At 59.6% G+C, this 15,080-nt stretch carries 15 protein-coding genes; 10 read left to right on the top strand and 5 right to left on the bottom strand.

Annotated features, from left to right (window positions below; genetic code table 11):
• From hydG to PHW69_04435, 5 genes are all read left to right on the top strand, one after another.
• Nucleotides 1-1,458: [FeFe] hydrogenase H-cluster radical SAM maturase HydG (gene hydG / locus PHW69_04455; GenBank protein MDD4004439.1), on the top strand; the 1,458-nt coding region annotated here is incomplete at its 5' end.
• A 4-nt stretch (nucleotides 1,459-1,462) separates the two neighbouring features.
• A complete protein-coding gene (gene hydF, locus PHW69_04450) occupies nucleotides 1,463-2,698 on the top strand; it encodes a [FeFe] hydrogenase H-cluster maturation GTPase HydF (protein ID MDD4004438.1) in 1,236 nt (411 codons plus the stop codon).
• 163 nt (nucleotides 2,699-2,861) lie between these two features.
• Entirely contained in the window at nucleotides 2,862-3,920 is a 1,059-nt protein-coding gene (locus PHW69_04445; GenBank protein ID MDD4004437.1) for a hypothetical protein, read from the top strand.
• Nucleotides 3,921-4,011: 91 nt separating this feature from the next.
• Nucleotides 4,012-5,304 (top strand): 30S ribosomal protein S12 methylthiotransferase RimO, encoded by a 1,293-nt coding sequence (gene rimO / locus PHW69_04440; GenBank protein ID MDD4004436.1) that lies wholly within the window; start codon nucleotides 4,012-4,014, stop codon nucleotides 5,302-5,304.
• A 72-nt stretch (nucleotides 5,305-5,376) separates the two neighbouring features.
• Nucleotides 5,377-6,672 carry an MFS transporter gene (locus PHW69_04435; protein MDD4004435.1) on the top strand — a complete coding sequence of 432 codons (1,296 nt, stop codon included), beginning with the start codon at nucleotides 5,377-5,379 and terminating at the stop codon, nucleotides 6,670-6,672.
• A gap of 36 nt (nucleotides 6,673-6,708) precedes the next feature.
• Here PHW69_04435 and PHW69_04430 read toward each other — a convergent pair whose 3' ends face one another.
• From PHW69_04430 to PHW69_04415, 4 genes are read right to left on the bottom strand one after another with little or no spacing between them, the layout of a single operon-like run.
• Nucleotides 6,709-7,032: an adenylate/guanylate cyclase domain-containing protein gene (locus tag PHW69_04430; protein MDD4004434.1), complete on the bottom strand. Its 324-nt coding sequence runs from the start codon at nucleotides 7,030-7,032 to the stop codon at nucleotides 6,709-6,711.
• 20 nt (nucleotides 7,033-7,052) lie between these two features.
• Nucleotides 7,053-7,535 carry a hypothetical protein gene (locus PHW69_04425; GenBank protein MDD4004433.1) on the bottom strand — a complete coding sequence of 161 codons (483 nt, stop codon included), beginning with the start codon at nucleotides 7,533-7,535 and terminating at the stop codon, nucleotides 7,053-7,055.
• Nucleotides 7,525-8,904, bottom strand: coding sequence for an NAD(P)H-dependent oxidoreductase (locus tag PHW69_04420; protein MDD4004432.1), 1,380 nt, complete (start codon nucleotides 8,902-8,904; stop codon nucleotides 7,525-7,527). The genes PHW69_04425 and PHW69_04420 overlap by 11 nt, the downstream gene beginning before the upstream one ends.
• Before the next feature lie 33 nt (nucleotides 8,905-8,937).
• Complete coding sequence (locus PHW69_04415; protein MDD4004431.1) at nucleotides 8,938-9,180, bottom strand: hypothetical protein; 243 nt, start codon at nucleotides 9,178-9,180, stop codon at nucleotides 8,938-8,940.
• Nucleotides 9,181-9,313: 133 nt separating this feature from the next.
• On the opposite strand from PHW69_04415, the gene PHW69_04410 reads away from it, so the two are divergent.
• A complete protein-coding gene (locus PHW69_04410) occupies nucleotides 9,314-9,481 on the top strand; it encodes an NAD(P)-binding domain-containing protein (GenBank protein MDD4004430.1) in 168 nt (55 codons plus the stop codon).
• Here PHW69_04410 and PHW69_04405 read toward each other — a convergent pair.
• The gene (locus tag PHW69_04405; protein MDD4004429.1) at nucleotides 9,451-10,929 is read right to left on the bottom strand and encodes an ATP-binding protein; all 1,479 of its coding nucleotides are present in this window, start codon (nucleotides 10,927-10,929) and stop codon (nucleotides 9,451-9,453) included. The two genes, PHW69_04410 and PHW69_04405, sit on opposite strands and share 31 nt — an antisense overlap.
• 197 nt (nucleotides 10,930-11,126) lie before the next feature.
• Here PHW69_04405 and PHW69_04400 point away from each other — a divergent pair, with 197 nt between their 5' ends.
• From PHW69_04400 to PHW69_04385, 4 genes are read left to right on the top strand one after another with little or no spacing between them, the layout of a single operon-like run.
• Nucleotides 11,127-11,462, top strand: coding sequence for an STAS domain-containing protein (locus PHW69_04400; protein ID MDD4004428.1), 336 nt, complete (start codon nucleotides 11,127-11,129; stop codon nucleotides 11,460-11,462).
• A gap of 5 nt (nucleotides 11,463-11,467) precedes the next feature.
• Nucleotides 11,468-11,923 carry an ATP-binding protein gene (locus PHW69_04395; protein MDD4004427.1) on the top strand — a complete coding sequence of 152 codons (456 nt, stop codon included), beginning with the start codon at nucleotides 11,468-11,470 and terminating at the stop codon, nucleotides 11,921-11,923.
• Entirely contained in the window at nucleotides 11,904-12,914 is a 1,011-nt protein-coding gene (locus tag PHW69_04390; GenBank protein ID MDD4004426.1) for an ABC transporter substrate-binding protein, read from the top strand. Before PHW69_04395 ends, PHW69_04390 begins: the two co-directional genes overlap by 20 nt.
• Nucleotides 12,911-14,872, top strand: a complete 1,962-nt coding sequence (locus PHW69_04385) for a SpoIIE family protein phosphatase (GenBank protein ID MDD4004425.1) — start codon at nucleotides 12,911-12,913, stop codon at nucleotides 14,870-14,872. Before PHW69_04390 ends, PHW69_04385 begins: the two co-directional genes overlap by 4 nt.
• The last annotated feature ends 208 nt before the right edge of the window (nucleotides 14,873-15,080 follow it).

The raw sequence follows: 15,080 nt of genomic DNA, 5'->3' as shown, positions 1-15,080 counted from the left end.
ATCCGAGAAGAGTCCGACAGATATCTTGTCAACGGACGCGATTTTATTGACGACAACAAACTCCAGTCACTGCTGCGCGGCGCTCCGCCCGACGCGGCGCGCGTGCGCGGCATACTTGCCAAAGCGCGCGAGATCAACACTCTTGAACCGGCGGAGACCGCCGCACTTTTAAACGTGTCCGATCCCGTCCTGTGGGATGAAATGTTTGCCGCCGCCGCGGAAGTGAAACGCCGGGTCTATGACAACCGCGTCGTCACGTTCGCGCCGCTTTACTGCTCGAATCTGTGCGTCAACAACTGCCTGTACTGCGGGTTCCGCTCCGGCAATTCCGAAGCGCAGCGGCGCTGCCTTTCCCTTGACGAAATCCGCCGCGAAACCGAAGTGCTGGCCGGCGAGATAGGCCACAAGCGGCTGGTGCTTGTGTACGGCGAGCACCCGTCAACGGGAGCGGAATACATCGCCGAAACGATGCGCGCGGTGTACGGGGTGAAAGTCAAAACCGGAAACGGGGCCGGCGAGATCCGCCGCGTCAATCTTAACGCCGCGCCGCTGTGCGTGGCTGACTACCGGCTGCTGAAACAGGCCGGGATAGGCACTTTCCAGATTTTTCAGGAAACCTACCATCGCGCCACTTACGCGCGCGTGCATCCGGCCGGCACCGTTAAAAGCGATTACCGGTGGCGGCTGTACGGCCTGCACCGCGCGCAGGAAGCGGGCGTGGACGATGTGGCCATCGGCGCGCTGTTCGGCCTGTATGACTGGAAATTCGAGACGCTCGGCCTTCTGGAACACGCGCGCGACATGGAAAAACGGTTCGGGATCGGGCCGCACACCGTGTCGGTGCCGCGGCTTGAACCGGCGTGCGGAAACGAGCTGAGCGAGAATTCTCCGTACCGCGTGTCCGACGAAGATTTTAAGAAACTGGTCTGCGTGCTGCGGTTATCCATCCCCTACGCCGGGCTGATCGTGACCGTGCGGGAGAAGCCGGAAATTATCCGGTCAGTCCTGCCCATGTGCACCCAGCGCGACGCGTCCACCCGGATCGGCATCGGCGCCTACAGCGACCGCGATCCCGCCCAGAAAAGCGAGAAACAGCAGTTTATTCTGGGCGACACGCGCAGTCTCGACGAAGTTATCCGCGAGCTGGCCGACACGGGCCATATCACCTCGTTCTGCACCGCCGGCTACCGCTGCGGGCGTACCGGCGACCATATCATGAACATGCTGCGGACCGGCCGGGAAGGGCGGTTCTGCAAGCTCAACGCGGTGCTTACTTTCCGCGAATGGCTCGACGACTTCGCCTCGCCGCAGACAAAAGCCGCCGGGGAACGCGTCATCGCGGCGGAACTGGCGGAAATCAAAGCGCGCGCGCCGGGCGAGTTCAGCGGCGAAATGCTCGCCACCCTAAACGATTACTATGCGCGCATCCGGAAAGGAGAGCGGGACCTCTGCTTCTGACCTTATGAAAACAACTCCGAAATCGCTTCGCCTGCATATAGGCATTTTCGGCCGCACGAACACGGGCAAATCCAGCCTGCTCAATCTGCTGTCCGGGCAGGACGCGGCGCTTGTGTCCGCCATAGCCGGCACGACTACCGACACCGTGGAGAAAACAATGGAACTGCTGCCGGTCGGGCCGGTGGTGTTTCTCGACACTGCCGGTCTTGACGACCCGACCGCGCTAGGCGCCGCGCGCGTCAGCCGCACGGAAAAAGCGCTCGACAGGGCCGATGTGATGCTGCTGGTTGTCGAGGGCGACAGCTGGGGCGGGTTTGAAGACCGCATAGCGGCAGAATCGCTCGCCAAAAACGCGCCGCTTATCGTGGCGGTGAACAAGACGGACCTTATCCCGCTGTCAGACGCCGTGCAAGCGAAACTCGAAAACAGACGGTATTTTACGGTGTCCTGCGCGCCGGGAACCGACCGGGATCCATATCTGCGGCGGTTCAAGGAACTGCTGATCGAATGCGTGCCGGAAGACTTCATCGCGCCGCCGCCGATTCTGGGCGATCTGGTTCCGAAAAACGGACTGGCGGCGCTGGTTATTCCCATAGACTCGCAGGCTCCCAAAGGGCGCATCATACTGCCTCAGGTGCAGGCGATCCGCGACGCGCTTGACAACGCCTGCGCGTGCGCCATAGCGCGCGAAACGCAATACCCGCTTCTGCTTCAGCGCCTGAACACGCCGCCGGATCTTGTCGTGTGCGACAGCCAGGCCGTTGACCGGGTCGCGCGCGACACGCCCGTCTGCGTAAAAGTCACCACTTTTTCCATCCTGTTCGCGCGGCTGAAAGCCGATCTTGACGAAATGGCCGCCAATACCGCCGCGCTTGACCGGTTAAAACCTGGCGCGCGGGTGCTGGTGTCGGAATCCTGCAGCCACCACCCGGTTGAAGAAGATATCGGCCGCCGGAAAATTCCGCGCTGGCTAAGCGAAAAAATCGGCGGGGAACTGCGGTTCGATACCGCGTGCGGGCGCGATTTTCCCGATAACCTGGATGACTATTCCCTTATAATACAGTGCGGCGGCTGTATGCAGACCCGGCGCGACATGCTGCTGCGCCTGTCCCGCGCAAAAAAAGCGAACGTGCCGATAACCAATTACGGTCTCGCAATTTCCTGGTCAAAAAATGTGCTGGAGCGGGTGCTGGAACCTTTTCCATCCGCGCTGGCCGCGTATCGCGCCGCAGCCGGATAAAACGGCGGCATTCTCAATGACTTGCGAAAACCCCTGTCCATGAGTCCTAAACGGCGTCAGGCCCTTTGCCTGTAAAAAATCGGGTCCTTAGCCGCTTATATCATGTTGCGGCGAATGTTACTCTATAGCAAGAGAATGCGTAAAAGACAGGGAGGAGAGCGTAATGAAAAAAACCATATCGGCAGTAACCGCGGCGTTATTCATGTCGTCGCCCGCGGCGTTTTGCGGCTCAACAGCACTTGCCGCGCAGGACTTTGACACTTCGGCCATTCTGGCCGGAATCAAAGCGCAGATCGGAGATAACAAAGTAACTGTGCCGGAAACTCCGTTCTACAGTTACTATACGGAAGATTGCCATACTTTTAACATAAATTCCGCGTCAGGACTTGAAACCGAGCTTGTTCTTCTCAGAAGCTGGGAGGAGGAAGTGCAGCCTCCGCCTCAGCCGCATCCCGGTCCGAACCCGCATCCCGCTCCGAATCCGCACCCCGCTCCGAACCCGCATGGCCCCGGCGGTGGTGGCAGCAATCACCATAACGGCGGCGGACATCGCTGGTATCTGCCGGAATTTGCGGCAAGCATAGATACGGCGGCTTATGCAGCCGAGCAGGAAGCCATTGTCAAGGCGGATGCGAACGAACTGGCCGCCGAAGCGCGGCAGAGCGCAGCCGCCAAACGCGCCACCAGCAGAAGATATGGCAGATCGTGGAGCGAGCAGGTAAAACTCTCGTTCGGGAACCGGTCATTGTATCCGTGGGAAACGGAACGGTTTACTGTCTGCCTGAAAGGACCGTCGCTTTCCATCTACACAAAACGGGCGGCCTACAGCTACGCGATCAACCGCAACGGCGGGTTTTATACGCTCACACCAGGCGCGAAACTGCCCACCTCACCCGATGAAAACGGCATTGTGTTAACCGGAGTGGAAGCAAGAAACGGTATCGTGACCGCGCGGTTCGCGGACAAATGGGCCGAATACTACGGCTCGGACCAGACGGAGATTGGCGCGACACTGTACCGCTCGGTGTTCCTGTGGCCCGACAGCAAGCAGGGCGAGGCCGAAGTGTCGTTCTCCTCGCAGAACAGCTACGAACTCCAGATCAAAATGAATGACTTGAAACCCGGCAAGTATTACGTCAAATGGGCGTTCCGGCGCCAAGGCATGGTTTCGACCGGCGAAGAAATTTTCGGCGGCACCACGGAAAAATTCGAAATCAGGTAGTAATACGAACTGTCTGAAAACGCGCGGCCCTGACGGGCCGCGCGTTTTTTATTTCGCCCGGAATGATATAATTTCAACAGGGAGAATTCACATGTCCACAGTGTTTGTCATCAGTCTGGGTTGCCCGAAAAATCTGACCGATACGGAAACAATGCTCGGCTCACTGCTCGCCAAAGGCCACACGCTTGTGCAGGAGGAATCTGGCGCCGACGCCGTTTTGCTCAACACCTGCGCGTTCATAAAACCCGCGCGCGCGGAGGCGGAACGCGAAATCCGCCGGTTATGCGCGCTCAAGCGCAAAGGCAGAATCGGAAAAGTGCTGGTGGCGGGCTGCCTGGTGCAGAAAAACGGGGCGGCTCTGCAGGCTCAGTTTCCCGACGTGGACGTGTTCGCCGGGCTTGGCGCGATCGAAAAAATAGCGCGGCTGCTGGAAAAATCGCAGCACTGCTTCGGGCCGGCGCCGGCCACCCTGCATTTGCCGCGCTACAAGGCGCAGGCCACCGCGCCGCACTCGGCTTACCTTAAAATCGCCGACGGCTGCAACAACCGCTGCGCCTATTGCACCATTCCGGAAATCCGCGGGCCGTTCCGGTCCAAGCCGGTCGAGGAAATCCTGCTTGAAGCGCGCGATATGGCGTTGCGCGGCGTCACTGAAATTTCCGTGATCGCGCAGGACACCACCAATTACGGAAGTGATCTTTACGGCCGGCCGGCGCTCCTTTCTCTGCTGAAAAAAATGACCGGAATTGACGGAATCAACTGGATCCGGCTGATGTATGTCTATCCTGAAAAAATTGACCGCGCGCTGCTCGAATTCATGGCTTCCAGTCCTAAAATCTGCCGGTATCTGGATATGCCGCTCCAGCATTCGGCGGACAGTGTTTTAAAAGCCATGAACCGCCGTTGCACCGGCCTGCAGCTAGCCGACAAAGTGCGGCTGATCCGCCGGCTCGTGCCCGGCATTGCGATCCGCACCAATTTCATAACCGGGTTCCCCGGCGAAACCGAACGGGATTTTAACAGCCTGCTTGAATTTATCGAAACAAACGAGTTTGAAAATGTGGGCGTATTCACTTACTGGCGGGAACCGGGCACGCCCGCCGCGGCAATGAAAAAGCAGGTTCCTCAGGCGCTGAAACAGGCCCGCGCGGAGGCGCTGATCAAGGCGCAGAGCCGGGTTGTTGACCGGCTCAACCGCCGGCTGCTCAATACCGAAACCGATATTATCGCCGATACCGCCCGCACGGGCCGCATGCCCTGCGACGCGCCGGACATAGACGGTTATGTGGAAATAAAGACCAGAACGCCGCTTGTGCCCGGCCGCATTGTGCGGGTGAAAATAACCGGCGCGAAAGGTTACGCGCGCACGGCGGTTTTGGCCTAGCAACTTTCTCCCCGGCGTTGCCGCAACCCCGCCGGGCGGCAGTTCTGACAGTTTTTGCTTGCAATGGCGTCTATGAAACGCAATCGGGTAAAATCCAGCCTTACCGCCTCTCTTAAAGACGGATTCTGCTGGTCGTTCATGTTCGGTTTTGTTGATTCCTACTATCTGCCGGCCGCCATAATGCTCGGAGCCGGCGCGCTGGAAGTGGGGTTCGTGCGGTCGTTTCCGCTGCTGCTGGGCGCGGTGCTGCTCCTGCTGGCCGACTGGCTGGTGCGGCTGGCGAAAAGCCGTAAAAAAATTATTTTGCTGGGCGCGCACTCTCAGGCGCTGGCACTCGCGGCGGGCGGGATCTGCTGCCTGCCGGGCGGACGGACTGCGCTGTATGTGTTCATGGCGGCAGTCGCGGTCTATGTGTCGGCCGGCCTGCTGATCAATCCGCCCTGGGTCAGCCTGATGGCGGAATATCTGCCGCCGGGCAAACGCGGGTTTTATCTCGGCTGGCGGGAACGCCTGCTCGGTTTTTCGCTTGCTTTTTTCGTGGCGGTCGCCGGCGGTGTTCTTCATTTGGCGGGCGGCCACGAGTACGCCGGCTTTGCCGCACTTTTCTTCGCCGGCGCGCTGGCGCGCTGGCGCAGCGCGCACTATATCGCGAAAATGTACGAGCCGGCGCACATGAAAACCGGCGGGGCAAACTGCACCTATCTGGAATTTTTCGGCAGCGCCCGCAATTCCAATATCGCCGCGTTTGTGCTGGCGGCGGCGGTAATGATGTTTTCCGTTTATATCGCAGGTCCGTTTTTCGCGGTTTATATGCTCAGGGATCTGGGGTTTGCCTACTGGCAGTACGCCGCGATACTCATGGCCGGGCAGATGACGCTTTATATCATGTCCCAGCATTGGGGCAGCCTGTGCGACCGGCACGGCTCGCGCCGGGTGGCCATGGTCGCGGCGACGGCGATCCCGCTCATTCCGCTGCTGTGGATGTGCACCACGAAATGGTACCTGCTTTTCCTGATCGAGCTGGCATCGGGCACGGCCTGGGCGGCGTACGGGCGCGCCGCGATCAATTTCATTTACGACAGCGCCGCCCCGGACCTGCGCACCAGATATCTGGCTTTTCTGGGCGTAAGCGTAGGGCTGGCCCAGTTTGCGGGCGGGCTGTGCGGCGGATGGCTTTACGAGCGGCTGCCCGGCTGGACCGGCGCGGCAAATCCGTTTGTCCTGCTGCTGCTTGTGTCCTGCGCCGGGCGTGTGGCGGCGCGCTGGCTGTTTTCAAAAGTCACCGAACCGAAGCGGGTTTGTGACAATCCTGGCGATTTCCTGCTGCGCGCGTTCGACCCGCGCCGCATGATCGGCATCGAAAACTGACGGTTTCGCGCACCGCTCGCCCGCTGCGCAACCATGTTATGGCGCCGTTTCGATCAGCCGGTAAACCGGAATCGGCTCCCGCTTGCTTTTAAGCAATTCCCTGCCGGCAAATTCAAACCCGTCGCGTGTTTTTATGCACGACCAGGTGATTTCGGAAATACACGGGGAATTCGGTTTCGCGATTGTTTCCAGCCGCGCGGCGGTGCTGACGGGATCGCCGGGCACGGTCAGGTTTTTGCGGTTTTCCGGCCCCGCGCCGCCCTGAATGACGCGGCCCGGACTGATGCCGACCCGCCGCGGCGGCCCGTTGAAAATCGTTTCCCGGACTTGAGAATCAGCAACCCGGCGCTTTTGCCGCAACGTTCCGCGGCCGTTAGCCTTTACGGCTGCCGCTCCGAATATTTCCGCAGTTCCTCGTTAATGACCCGGGCATGCTCGTCCGCTTCTCCGGCCACCTTGCAAAGGAACCCGCGCAGTTCCTTGTTGCCGGTTTCCACCACTTTAAAGAAATTCCGTTTGATTATTGACTTTTCAATGTCGAGCGCGATGAAAAACGCCTGCCGGGAATTCAGCTCCCCTTTCGCCACTTTCGCGGCGTTCGACCGCACGCCGTTTATAAACGTGCCTATTGCGGCCGCGCTGAACTGGCGGCCGGCCGTAAACTCATCCGGCGTGGCCTCCACCAGGGTGGCAAGCATCAGGATATATTGCTCGTGCTGGTCTTCCCGGCGCGCGAGTTTGCCCCAGAATTCCTCGTGCTGCGGCCAGCGCAGCGCGCACGCGCGATACAGTCCGCCCGCTTCCCGTTCCGCCTGCCCCAGCAGGCCGAGCGTGTCAAGGCAGGTTTTTAAGTTAAATGCCATCGCCACCGCCCCGCTGTTTTCGCAGTTTTTCAATTACGGACTTGTGCTGCGCCGCCATGTTCTTCACCATGCCCGCCGTGAATGCCCGGCGAAACCGCGGAAACCTGCACAGCAGGCTGATGACGGTTGAAACCAGTTTCGCCCCGCGCTCCTGATTGGCAAACCGGAACAGTCCGCATTTTTTATAAAACAGGTAATCGGCGTGGAAAACGAAATCCATGTTATACAGCATATCCCGGAAGATTTTTTCCGCGCCCGCACTTCGGTAGGTCTGCGGCGCGCCGGTTTTCCTGCCCGCGAAATAATCCGCGGCGGCCGCCGCGGCGGCAAGGCCGGCGGCGATATCATCCGCGCGATCGGTCACCACTCCGCAAAGCCGCGCGCCGGAATTTTCAGCATAAGAATAAATGAATTCCAGCGCAACCGGCGCGGCGTTGAGATCGCCTTCCACCAGAAAAACCAGCGTTTTGCCGGCCAGCACTGGAACATGCCCTTTGAAAAATGTCCGGTCGAGATAGCGTTTGAACAGGGCCGGGAAGAACCTGTCTTTAACCGGCAACGCGAAAACCACGGTGTCCGCGGCGGAAACTTCCCTGTCGAAAAACCGGGCGAACCCGTCCTGATAAACGCATTCGTTGTTCCAGCCGCAATGGATACACCCGAGACACCCGCCTTTAATGTCGAGCTCCTCCATATACTGAACCGAACAGGCGGCGGGAGCAGCCTCCGCGTAAGCGCGCGCCATATCCGCGGCGCGGCTCTGCGGGGAATCGAAAACCATGATCAGCGCCCTGCGGCCCGGCTTTTCGGCCTGCTCGCGGGCCGCAATTTCCCGCGCCGGGCACGGCACGCAAGGGCCCGGCCCGGCAACCGGCAGGCTGCGCCCGGAAAACCACAGAAAATCCCGAAAAAAATCCTCGGCGGCAAGCCGCCCCTGCGGCTGAAGCAGGTCGTTCATCTCGCCGGAATGCGCGGCGAAAAACTCCAGGCCGAGGTCGCGGGAAATTTCACCCAGGTATTGCGCCGCGAGCTGGTCGAAAAAATGAACCGATGTAAGCAGGGCGAACGCGCGCCGGCCTTTCAGAACCGGCCCGGCGCTGTTTTCGAAAAGCAGCTCGATGAACCGCTTGAGCTGGGCCGGCACGAGCATGTAATAAACCGGGGTGCACCAGGCCACCGCGTCGCTGTCAGAAAGGATTGCGAGCGCGTCGCGCATGGCGCCGGGCTCGGTTTCAAATTCCTGCGCCCGCGCCGCGGCGTGGATAACGGTAAATGTATGGCCGGGATTTTTCAACGCCAGATAATTCACATACTGCAAGGTGACGCTGTCGGCGCCTTTGGGACTTCCGTTAATGACGGCGATTCTCATTTTTTACGCTTCCCAGCCGCCGGCGCCGGCGGCTCAGGCGGCAAGCCAGATTGCCAGCAGAGGCGCGACATTGAAAAACAGGATCAGCAGTTTATAAAAAGCCATGCCGGCATAATGAATCGCGTCAAATTGCTCCGGGCTGATTTTGAACCAGCGGGCATGCGTGCGATACAGAAAATCCCTGCCGCACGCGAACGCGCCGAACCACGCCAGCAGAACCGCCAGATTGAAAACCGCGCTCCAGAATAAAATACTGCCGACATATTCAATAACCATTGCCGTTCTCCTTATTGCCATCCGCCCCCGGCGCGCTTTTAGTGTAGCAAAATTTGCCGTGTTTGATTGTGCGGCAGGCGTGCTGTTTGCTACTATTTCATCCGGCTGGTTTCTGTAATTCGGAGGGGTTCAAATGAAAAAAATCATTTTCGGGCAGGCGGAACAGAAAAAAATCGCCGTTCTGGGCGCCGGCAACATAGGCGCGTCCATCGCGCGCGGCCTGGCGGCGTCGGGCGAGCCGATCCGCCGGGCGGAATCCCGGCAACCGTATTATTTCACGGGCGCCATGCCCAGCACATAATCATAAAGTTCCGCGCCGAACTCGGTAACCGCCTCCATCTGCGGATAGCCGCAGTCCGGGCGCGCCAGATACTGCAGGCGCAGCATATCGCCGGATGAGGTTTCCGGTATCACGCCGGCGAAGAAAAACCCAAGCAGTTCCGCGGCTCCGCACAATTCCGGCGTGGCCGGATTGGCGAGCGGCAGATCCAGATAAATACAGCCCAGCCTGTGCCGCAGCAGTTCCATCTGCTGGGTGATCACGGCATCCTGAAAATCCGGGCCGTAATGCAGCACCGTTATATACCCCAGCCCCGTTTCCGGCACAATGCGGGTTTCCAGCCGGGAAGTGTCGCCGGGCCGCAGCACCGCGGCGGGCGGCGCGAACGAGTCCGCCTGCCGGCTGAACCCGAGATTGGCATAAATTTTCGATATCATCGTCCGGTGATGAAAGGGCGGGCGTATTATCCGGTGCGGTTCCTCGCCGATCCGTATATAGGTCAGCAGCGCGGCATGCCGCGCGCCGCCGTCCTCGCCGGCAAGACAGCCGAGCAGCACTCCCGTTTCCTTCGCGCCGAGCGTCATGTTGATGCGGCGCGACGCGACGTCCGCCAGCCCCGTTTCGCTGTACAGGCCGTACATTTCGTCCCGCCGGGCCTGCTCGATCAGTTTGCGCTTAAGCGGTTCCAGCAGCCCGGCCGAGCGGCAGACCGGATCAAGGGCGCTCAGGCCGGTTTCTCCGACAAACGAATCCTTCCTCTTTTTCATTATCGCCATGTGTGCGGCGAATTCGCCGTCCGCCAGAACCGCAACCGCCGAAGTCATCAGGCCGCTGTCCACCAGCTCGGAAATTTTTTCCGGGAAGAACACGTCGTCTTCATAATTATATTCGCGGTTCTTGTAAAACAGCCGCGCGAGCTTCACGCCCTCGTCGGAAGCAAGCAGCCGGATTTCGGTCACCGCCGAAGCGGCGGCCGGCCCGGCTCCGGCGGCGTCCGGCAGGGCGGCCGGCACATTATAAAAACATTCTTCCGACAGAGCCGGCGCGAGCGGCGCGGACGAAATGTTTTTCACCAGCTCCAGCCGCTTGCCGTTGTTTTCCAGATTGACGAAACGCACCTCGTCGGTGAACGCTTTCATCAGCAGCATGCCAAGCCCCATACCCTGCCCGCTGCGCAGTTTTTTCCAGTCGAGCGGCAGGCCGTAATCCTCGATCGCCACCACCAGCTGGCCCGGAGGCCGTTCGACCGATACGCTGAAATACGCGTCCGTTCCGGCCGAGAACGCGTGGTCAATCACATTGAGGCAGGCTTCCTCTGTAACGTTTTCCAGCCCGTCGGCCTGATCGGCGGCGAGCCCTTTTTCCAGCGCGAGCCCGCGCACGAAACCGGTTACCAGCGGCAGGAAATTCCGCTCGGCTTTTATCGTCACTCTGGCCAGCAGGTTCGCATCAGCAGTCTGGTCCGGCATATCCGCTCCCTTGCCGCGCGGGCCGCCCCGCCGGTCTGGAATTTTTTAATGGAACAGTACTATGTTAAAATTATATGATAAAGTTTGCAATTGGATTTTAGTTTGCCCGCCTGACGCCGCGCGCTGACGCGCCGCGGACAGGCCGGAACCGGACGCCAGTCCGGCCGCCGGACAGGGCCACACACAGCGAGGAAGCAATGAATATCGCCATTAAAAAAACCGGCGCGACGTCCATAGTGACCGTCACCGGCAGGATGGACGCGGTAACCGCGCCGGATTTCGAATCCAAAATGACGGAATCCATCATTGGAGGAGACCGCAAGCTGGTGATCATACTGACCGGACTGGAATATATCTCCAGCGCGGGCCTGCGCGCGATACTGGCTATTGCCAAGCGGATGCGCGAAAATCAGGGCCAGCTGGTTTTCGCGGGCCTGCAGGGCCATGTGCTGGAAGTGTTCAAGATTTCCGGTTTCCGCTCGATCTTCAAGATTTTCGACACCGAGCAGGAAGCCCTGACGCATCTTGGCTGACCCGTATGCCCGACAACACCGGCAAACGCTTCAGCCTGCGGCTTCCCGCCACGCTGGCCAATCTGGAGGAATTCCGTATTTTCGTGACTGACGGCGCCGTCAAGGCCGGCATGGACGAAGCCCGCATCATGCAGATCACGCTGGCTGTCGAGGAAGCCTACACCAACATCTGCAAATACGCCTATCCTAGCGATCCCCGGGATGCCGAGTTGACCTGCGATCTCACGGGCGAGCGCGCGCTGGTCATAGAGCTTGCCGACAGCGGCGCGCCGTTTGACATAACCGCCGCCGAGCTGCCTGACACCGGCATTCCGCTTGAAGATCGCGCCATCGGCGGGCTGGGCGGGCTGCTTATCCGCGAAATGGCCGATGAGACGCAATACCGCCGCGAAGGCGCCCGCAATATCCTGCGCCTTACGTTCCGGCCTCGGTCCGGCGCCGATGAAACAGAAAAAAATTAATCCGCTTCTCACGGCGGCGCTGCTGGCCGGCATGCTTCTTGTGCCCGTTCCGGCGGCGTTATCCGGCGCGCGCGCGGAGCGCGGTTCTTCAGCGGGCCCGGCAAAACTCAGGTTCATGCCGTTATGGAGCCCGCAGGCGCAGTTCGCCGGATATTACATGGCGGCGAAACAGGGTTTTTACAAAAAACGCGGGCTCGACGTGGAAATCCTTGCCGGAGGGCCTCAGGCTCCGGCGGAGAAAACGCTGCGGACGGGCGGCTGCGACATCACCCTGCTGTGGCTGTCGAGCGCGCTGAAAATGCGCGACTCCGGGTTTCAGTTAGTGAATGTGGGGCAGATCGTGCGCAAATCCGCGCTTTTGCTGGTCGCAAAAAAAAGCTCTGGCGTCAAAACGCCTGCCGATCTGAACGGGAAAAAAGTGAGCATCTGGCCGGACTTCGATACCCAGCCCAAGGCTTTTTTCGCGCACGAAAAAATCCGGCCGAAGATCATCACCCAGTCGCACAGCGTCAACCTTTTCCTTACCGGCGCGGTCACGGCCGCCTGCGCCATGACCTATAACGAATACCATACCATTCTCAATTCCGGCTTCAACGCCGGCGAGCTGGTCAGCTTCGCCCCCGCCGACTACGGCATCAATTTTCCGGAAGACGGGCTTTATATGACGCGGACTTCATACGAAAAAAATCCGGAGGCGGCCTGCAGTTTCGCCAAAGCCTCGGTGGAAGGCTGGCTGTACGCGTTCGAACACCCGCGCGAAGCGGTCGCCGAGACCATCGAATACATGCACAAAGCCCGGCTGCCCGCCAACGAAGCGCACCAGACCTGGATGCTTAACGCGTTTAAAACAGCTCTTCTGCCGGACGGCAGGCCGGACAACGCGGGCCTGCTGGACGAGAAAGATTACACATTCACGGCGCAGGAGCTCAAGCGGGCGGGCATCATCAAGACATTCCCGGACTACAAAAGTTTCTATAAAAACTGCAAATGATAAAAAACAAGTCGCTGGCCGTAAAACTGATGCTTATTTTCTCGTCCGCCACGGTGGCGGTTTTTCTTGTCATTTTCGGCTTTAACTACGCGACGGCGCGCAAGATAATCGAGCGCAACACGCGCACCCAGGCGGAACTGATCGTGCAGAGCGCGGTATTCCGCATCGAGGGAGTGCTGCGCCCGGTGATGACGTCGGTCGGCAGTCTGGCGGGTTTTATGTCGGAGGGCGTTCCCGCGCAGGACAGGATCCTGCGCATGCTGCGCGATACCGTAGCAAACACGCCCGAAATTTTCGGCAGCGCTGCCGCGTTTGAACCGTATAATTACCTGCCGGGCCGGAAATTCTTCGCGCCCTACTGTTACCGGGACGGCGGCAAATTCCGCAACAGCTGGCTTGACGGAAGCGATTACGAGTACTTTTTGCAGGACTGGTACCAGATTCCGGTCGAGCTGGAAAAACCCGTCTGGTCGGAGCCTTATTACGACGAGGGCGGCGGCAATATTCTGATGGCCACCTATTCTTTCCCGTTCAGGAACCCGGTACTGAAAGCGCGGGTGGACGGAGTGGTCACGGCGGATGTGTCGCTTGAGCGGCTGACGCGGATAGTGTCGGGCATCAAAATCCTCAAAACCGGGTATGCGGTGCTGGTTTCGAAATCCGGCACCTTCGTAACACACCCGAACACGCAGCTGATAATGAATGAAAGCGTTTTCAGTCTTGCCGAAGCCGCGGGCAACGCGCCGCTGCGCGAACTGGGCCGGAGAATGATCGCGGGCGAAACCGGTTTTTCCCTTATAAACACCGCCACGCACGGCAGCTGCTGGGTTTATTATGCGCCCATCCCGGCGAACGGCTGGTCAATCGCGCTGTTTTTTCCGCGCGGGGAGCTGATGGCGGATATCTCGCGCCTCAACCGGGAAACCATGTTCCTTTCCGCGCTCGGGCTGCTGGTTCTGGTATTCGTGATCCTGTGCATTTCGAGGTCCATCACCAGGCCGCTGGCGGCGATGTCGGCGGCGGCGGAACTGATCGGGTCGGGCGATTTCGACGCGCCTGTTCCGGCTCCTGAAACCGAAGACGAAATCGGCCGGCTGGCCGGCACCCTGCGCTACATGCAGAACGAGCTGAAAGAGCATATCCGCCGGCTGACCGAAACCACGGCTGCCAAACAGCGTTTCGAAAGCGAACTCAACATCGCGCGCGACATCCAGCTGAGTTTTCTGCCCAAACTGTTCCCGCCGTTCCCGGACAATCACCATTTCGACATCTACGCGCTCATCCAGTCGGCCAAAGAAGTGGGCGGCGACCTCTACGATTTCCAGATGCTGGATGAGGACCACGTTTTCTTCGTTATCGGCGACGTGACCGGCAAGGGCGTGCCCGCCGCGCTTTTCATGGCGGTAACCAAAACACTGCTTAAAGTCACCGCGACGAAAAACGTCAGTCCTGAGCAGGTGCTCGCGGAAGTGAACGACGATCTGAGCGAGGGCAACGAAAAAGCGATGTTCGTCACCACGTTTATCGGCACGCTCAATATCAGAACCGGCGACATCATTTATTCCAACGGCGGCCACAACACGCCGCTGGTAATCCGCGCGGACGGAACCGCCTCCTACCTCGAACCGCTGGAAGGCATGGTGGTCGGAGTAATGAAAGGGATGACCTTCCGCAAAGCGACGCTGAAATTAAACCCCGGCGACATGCTGTTTCTGTATACCGACGGTGTCACCGAAGCCACCGGCCCCGGCAACGAGCTTTACGGCGAAGCCCGCCTGCTGGCGGATCTGCAGGGCGTTTCCGCCCGCCCGATCAAGGAAATCGTGCACGGAGTGCTGGGCAGGCTGATCGCGTTTTCCAACGGCGACCAGGCGGACGACATCACCATGCTGCTGCTGAAATATTACGGGCCGGAGCATCCGCGTGAAATAGAGCGCACAAACAACATCCTGCGCTAAACCGCCGGCGCGCAGGCCGGCGTGGATAAACCGGTGCAAAAACCGCCGCGCGGAAAAGAACCGTTTGTCCGAAATGCACGAGACAAAACACCGCCTGCTTTTGCCGTTATGCTGTCCGGCCGGCAGATTATCGTGAAAACGAACGCCGCACTGGGTCCTTGCGGCAGGCCCGATATAGGCCCATTGTCCCTTGACCGGTTCCGCCAAA

The organism is Elusimicrobiaceae bacterium (assembly GCA_028700325.1).
In the GTDB taxonomy this organism is placed as follows: domain Bacteria; phylum Elusimicrobiota; class Elusimicrobia; order Elusimicrobiales; family Elusimicrobiaceae; genus JAQVSV01.
Note: the sequence above shows the minus strand (reverse complement) of the source record. Positions and strands in the feature narration are given on the sequence as shown.

Coding starts and splice junctions, on each gene's coding strand:
- hydF (MDD4004438.1), top strand. CDS start 1,463: ATGAAAACAACTCCGAAATCGCTTCGCCTGCATATAGGCATTTTCGGC.
- PHW69_04445 (MDD4004437.1), top strand. CDS start 2,862: ATGAAAAAAACCATATCGGCAGTAACCGCGGCGTTATTCATGTCGTCG.
- rimO (MDD4004436.1), top strand. CDS start 4,012: ATGTCCACAGTGTTTGTCATCAGTCTGGGTTGCCCGAAAAATCTGACC.
- PHW69_04435 (MDD4004435.1), top strand. CDS start 5,377: ATGAAACGCAATCGGGTAAAATCCAGCCTTACCGCCTCTCTTAAAGAC.
- PHW69_04425 (MDD4004433.1), bottom strand. CDS start 7,535: ATGGCATTTAACTTAAAAACCTGCCTTGACACGCTCGGCCTGCTGGGG.
- PHW69_04420 (MDD4004432.1), bottom strand. CDS start 8,904: ATGAGAATCGCCGTCATTAACGGAAGTCCCAAAGGCGCCGACAGCGTC.
- PHW69_04415 (MDD4004431.1), bottom strand. CDS start 9,180: ATGGTTATTGAATATGTCGGCAGTATTTTATTCTGGAGCGCGGTTTTC.
- PHW69_04410 (MDD4004430.1), top strand. CDS start 9,314: ATGAAAAAAATCATTTTCGGGCAGGCGGAACAGAAAAAAATCGCCGTT.
- PHW69_04405 (MDD4004429.1), bottom strand. CDS start 10,929: ATGCCGGACCAGACTGCTGATGCGAACCTGCTGGCCAGAGTGACGATA.
- PHW69_04400 (MDD4004428.1), top strand. CDS start 11,127: ATGAATATCGCCATTAAAAAAACCGGCGCGACGTCCATAGTGACCGTC.
- PHW69_04395 (MDD4004427.1), top strand. CDS start 11,468: ATGCCCGACAACACCGGCAAACGCTTCAGCCTGCGGCTTCCCGCCACG.
- PHW69_04390 (MDD4004426.1), top strand. CDS start 11,904: ATGAAACAGAAAAAAATTAATCCGCTTCTCACGGCGGCGCTGCTGGCC.
- PHW69_04385 (MDD4004425.1), top strand. CDS start 12,911: ATGATAAAAAACAAGTCGCTGGCCGTAAAACTGATGCTTATTTTCTCG.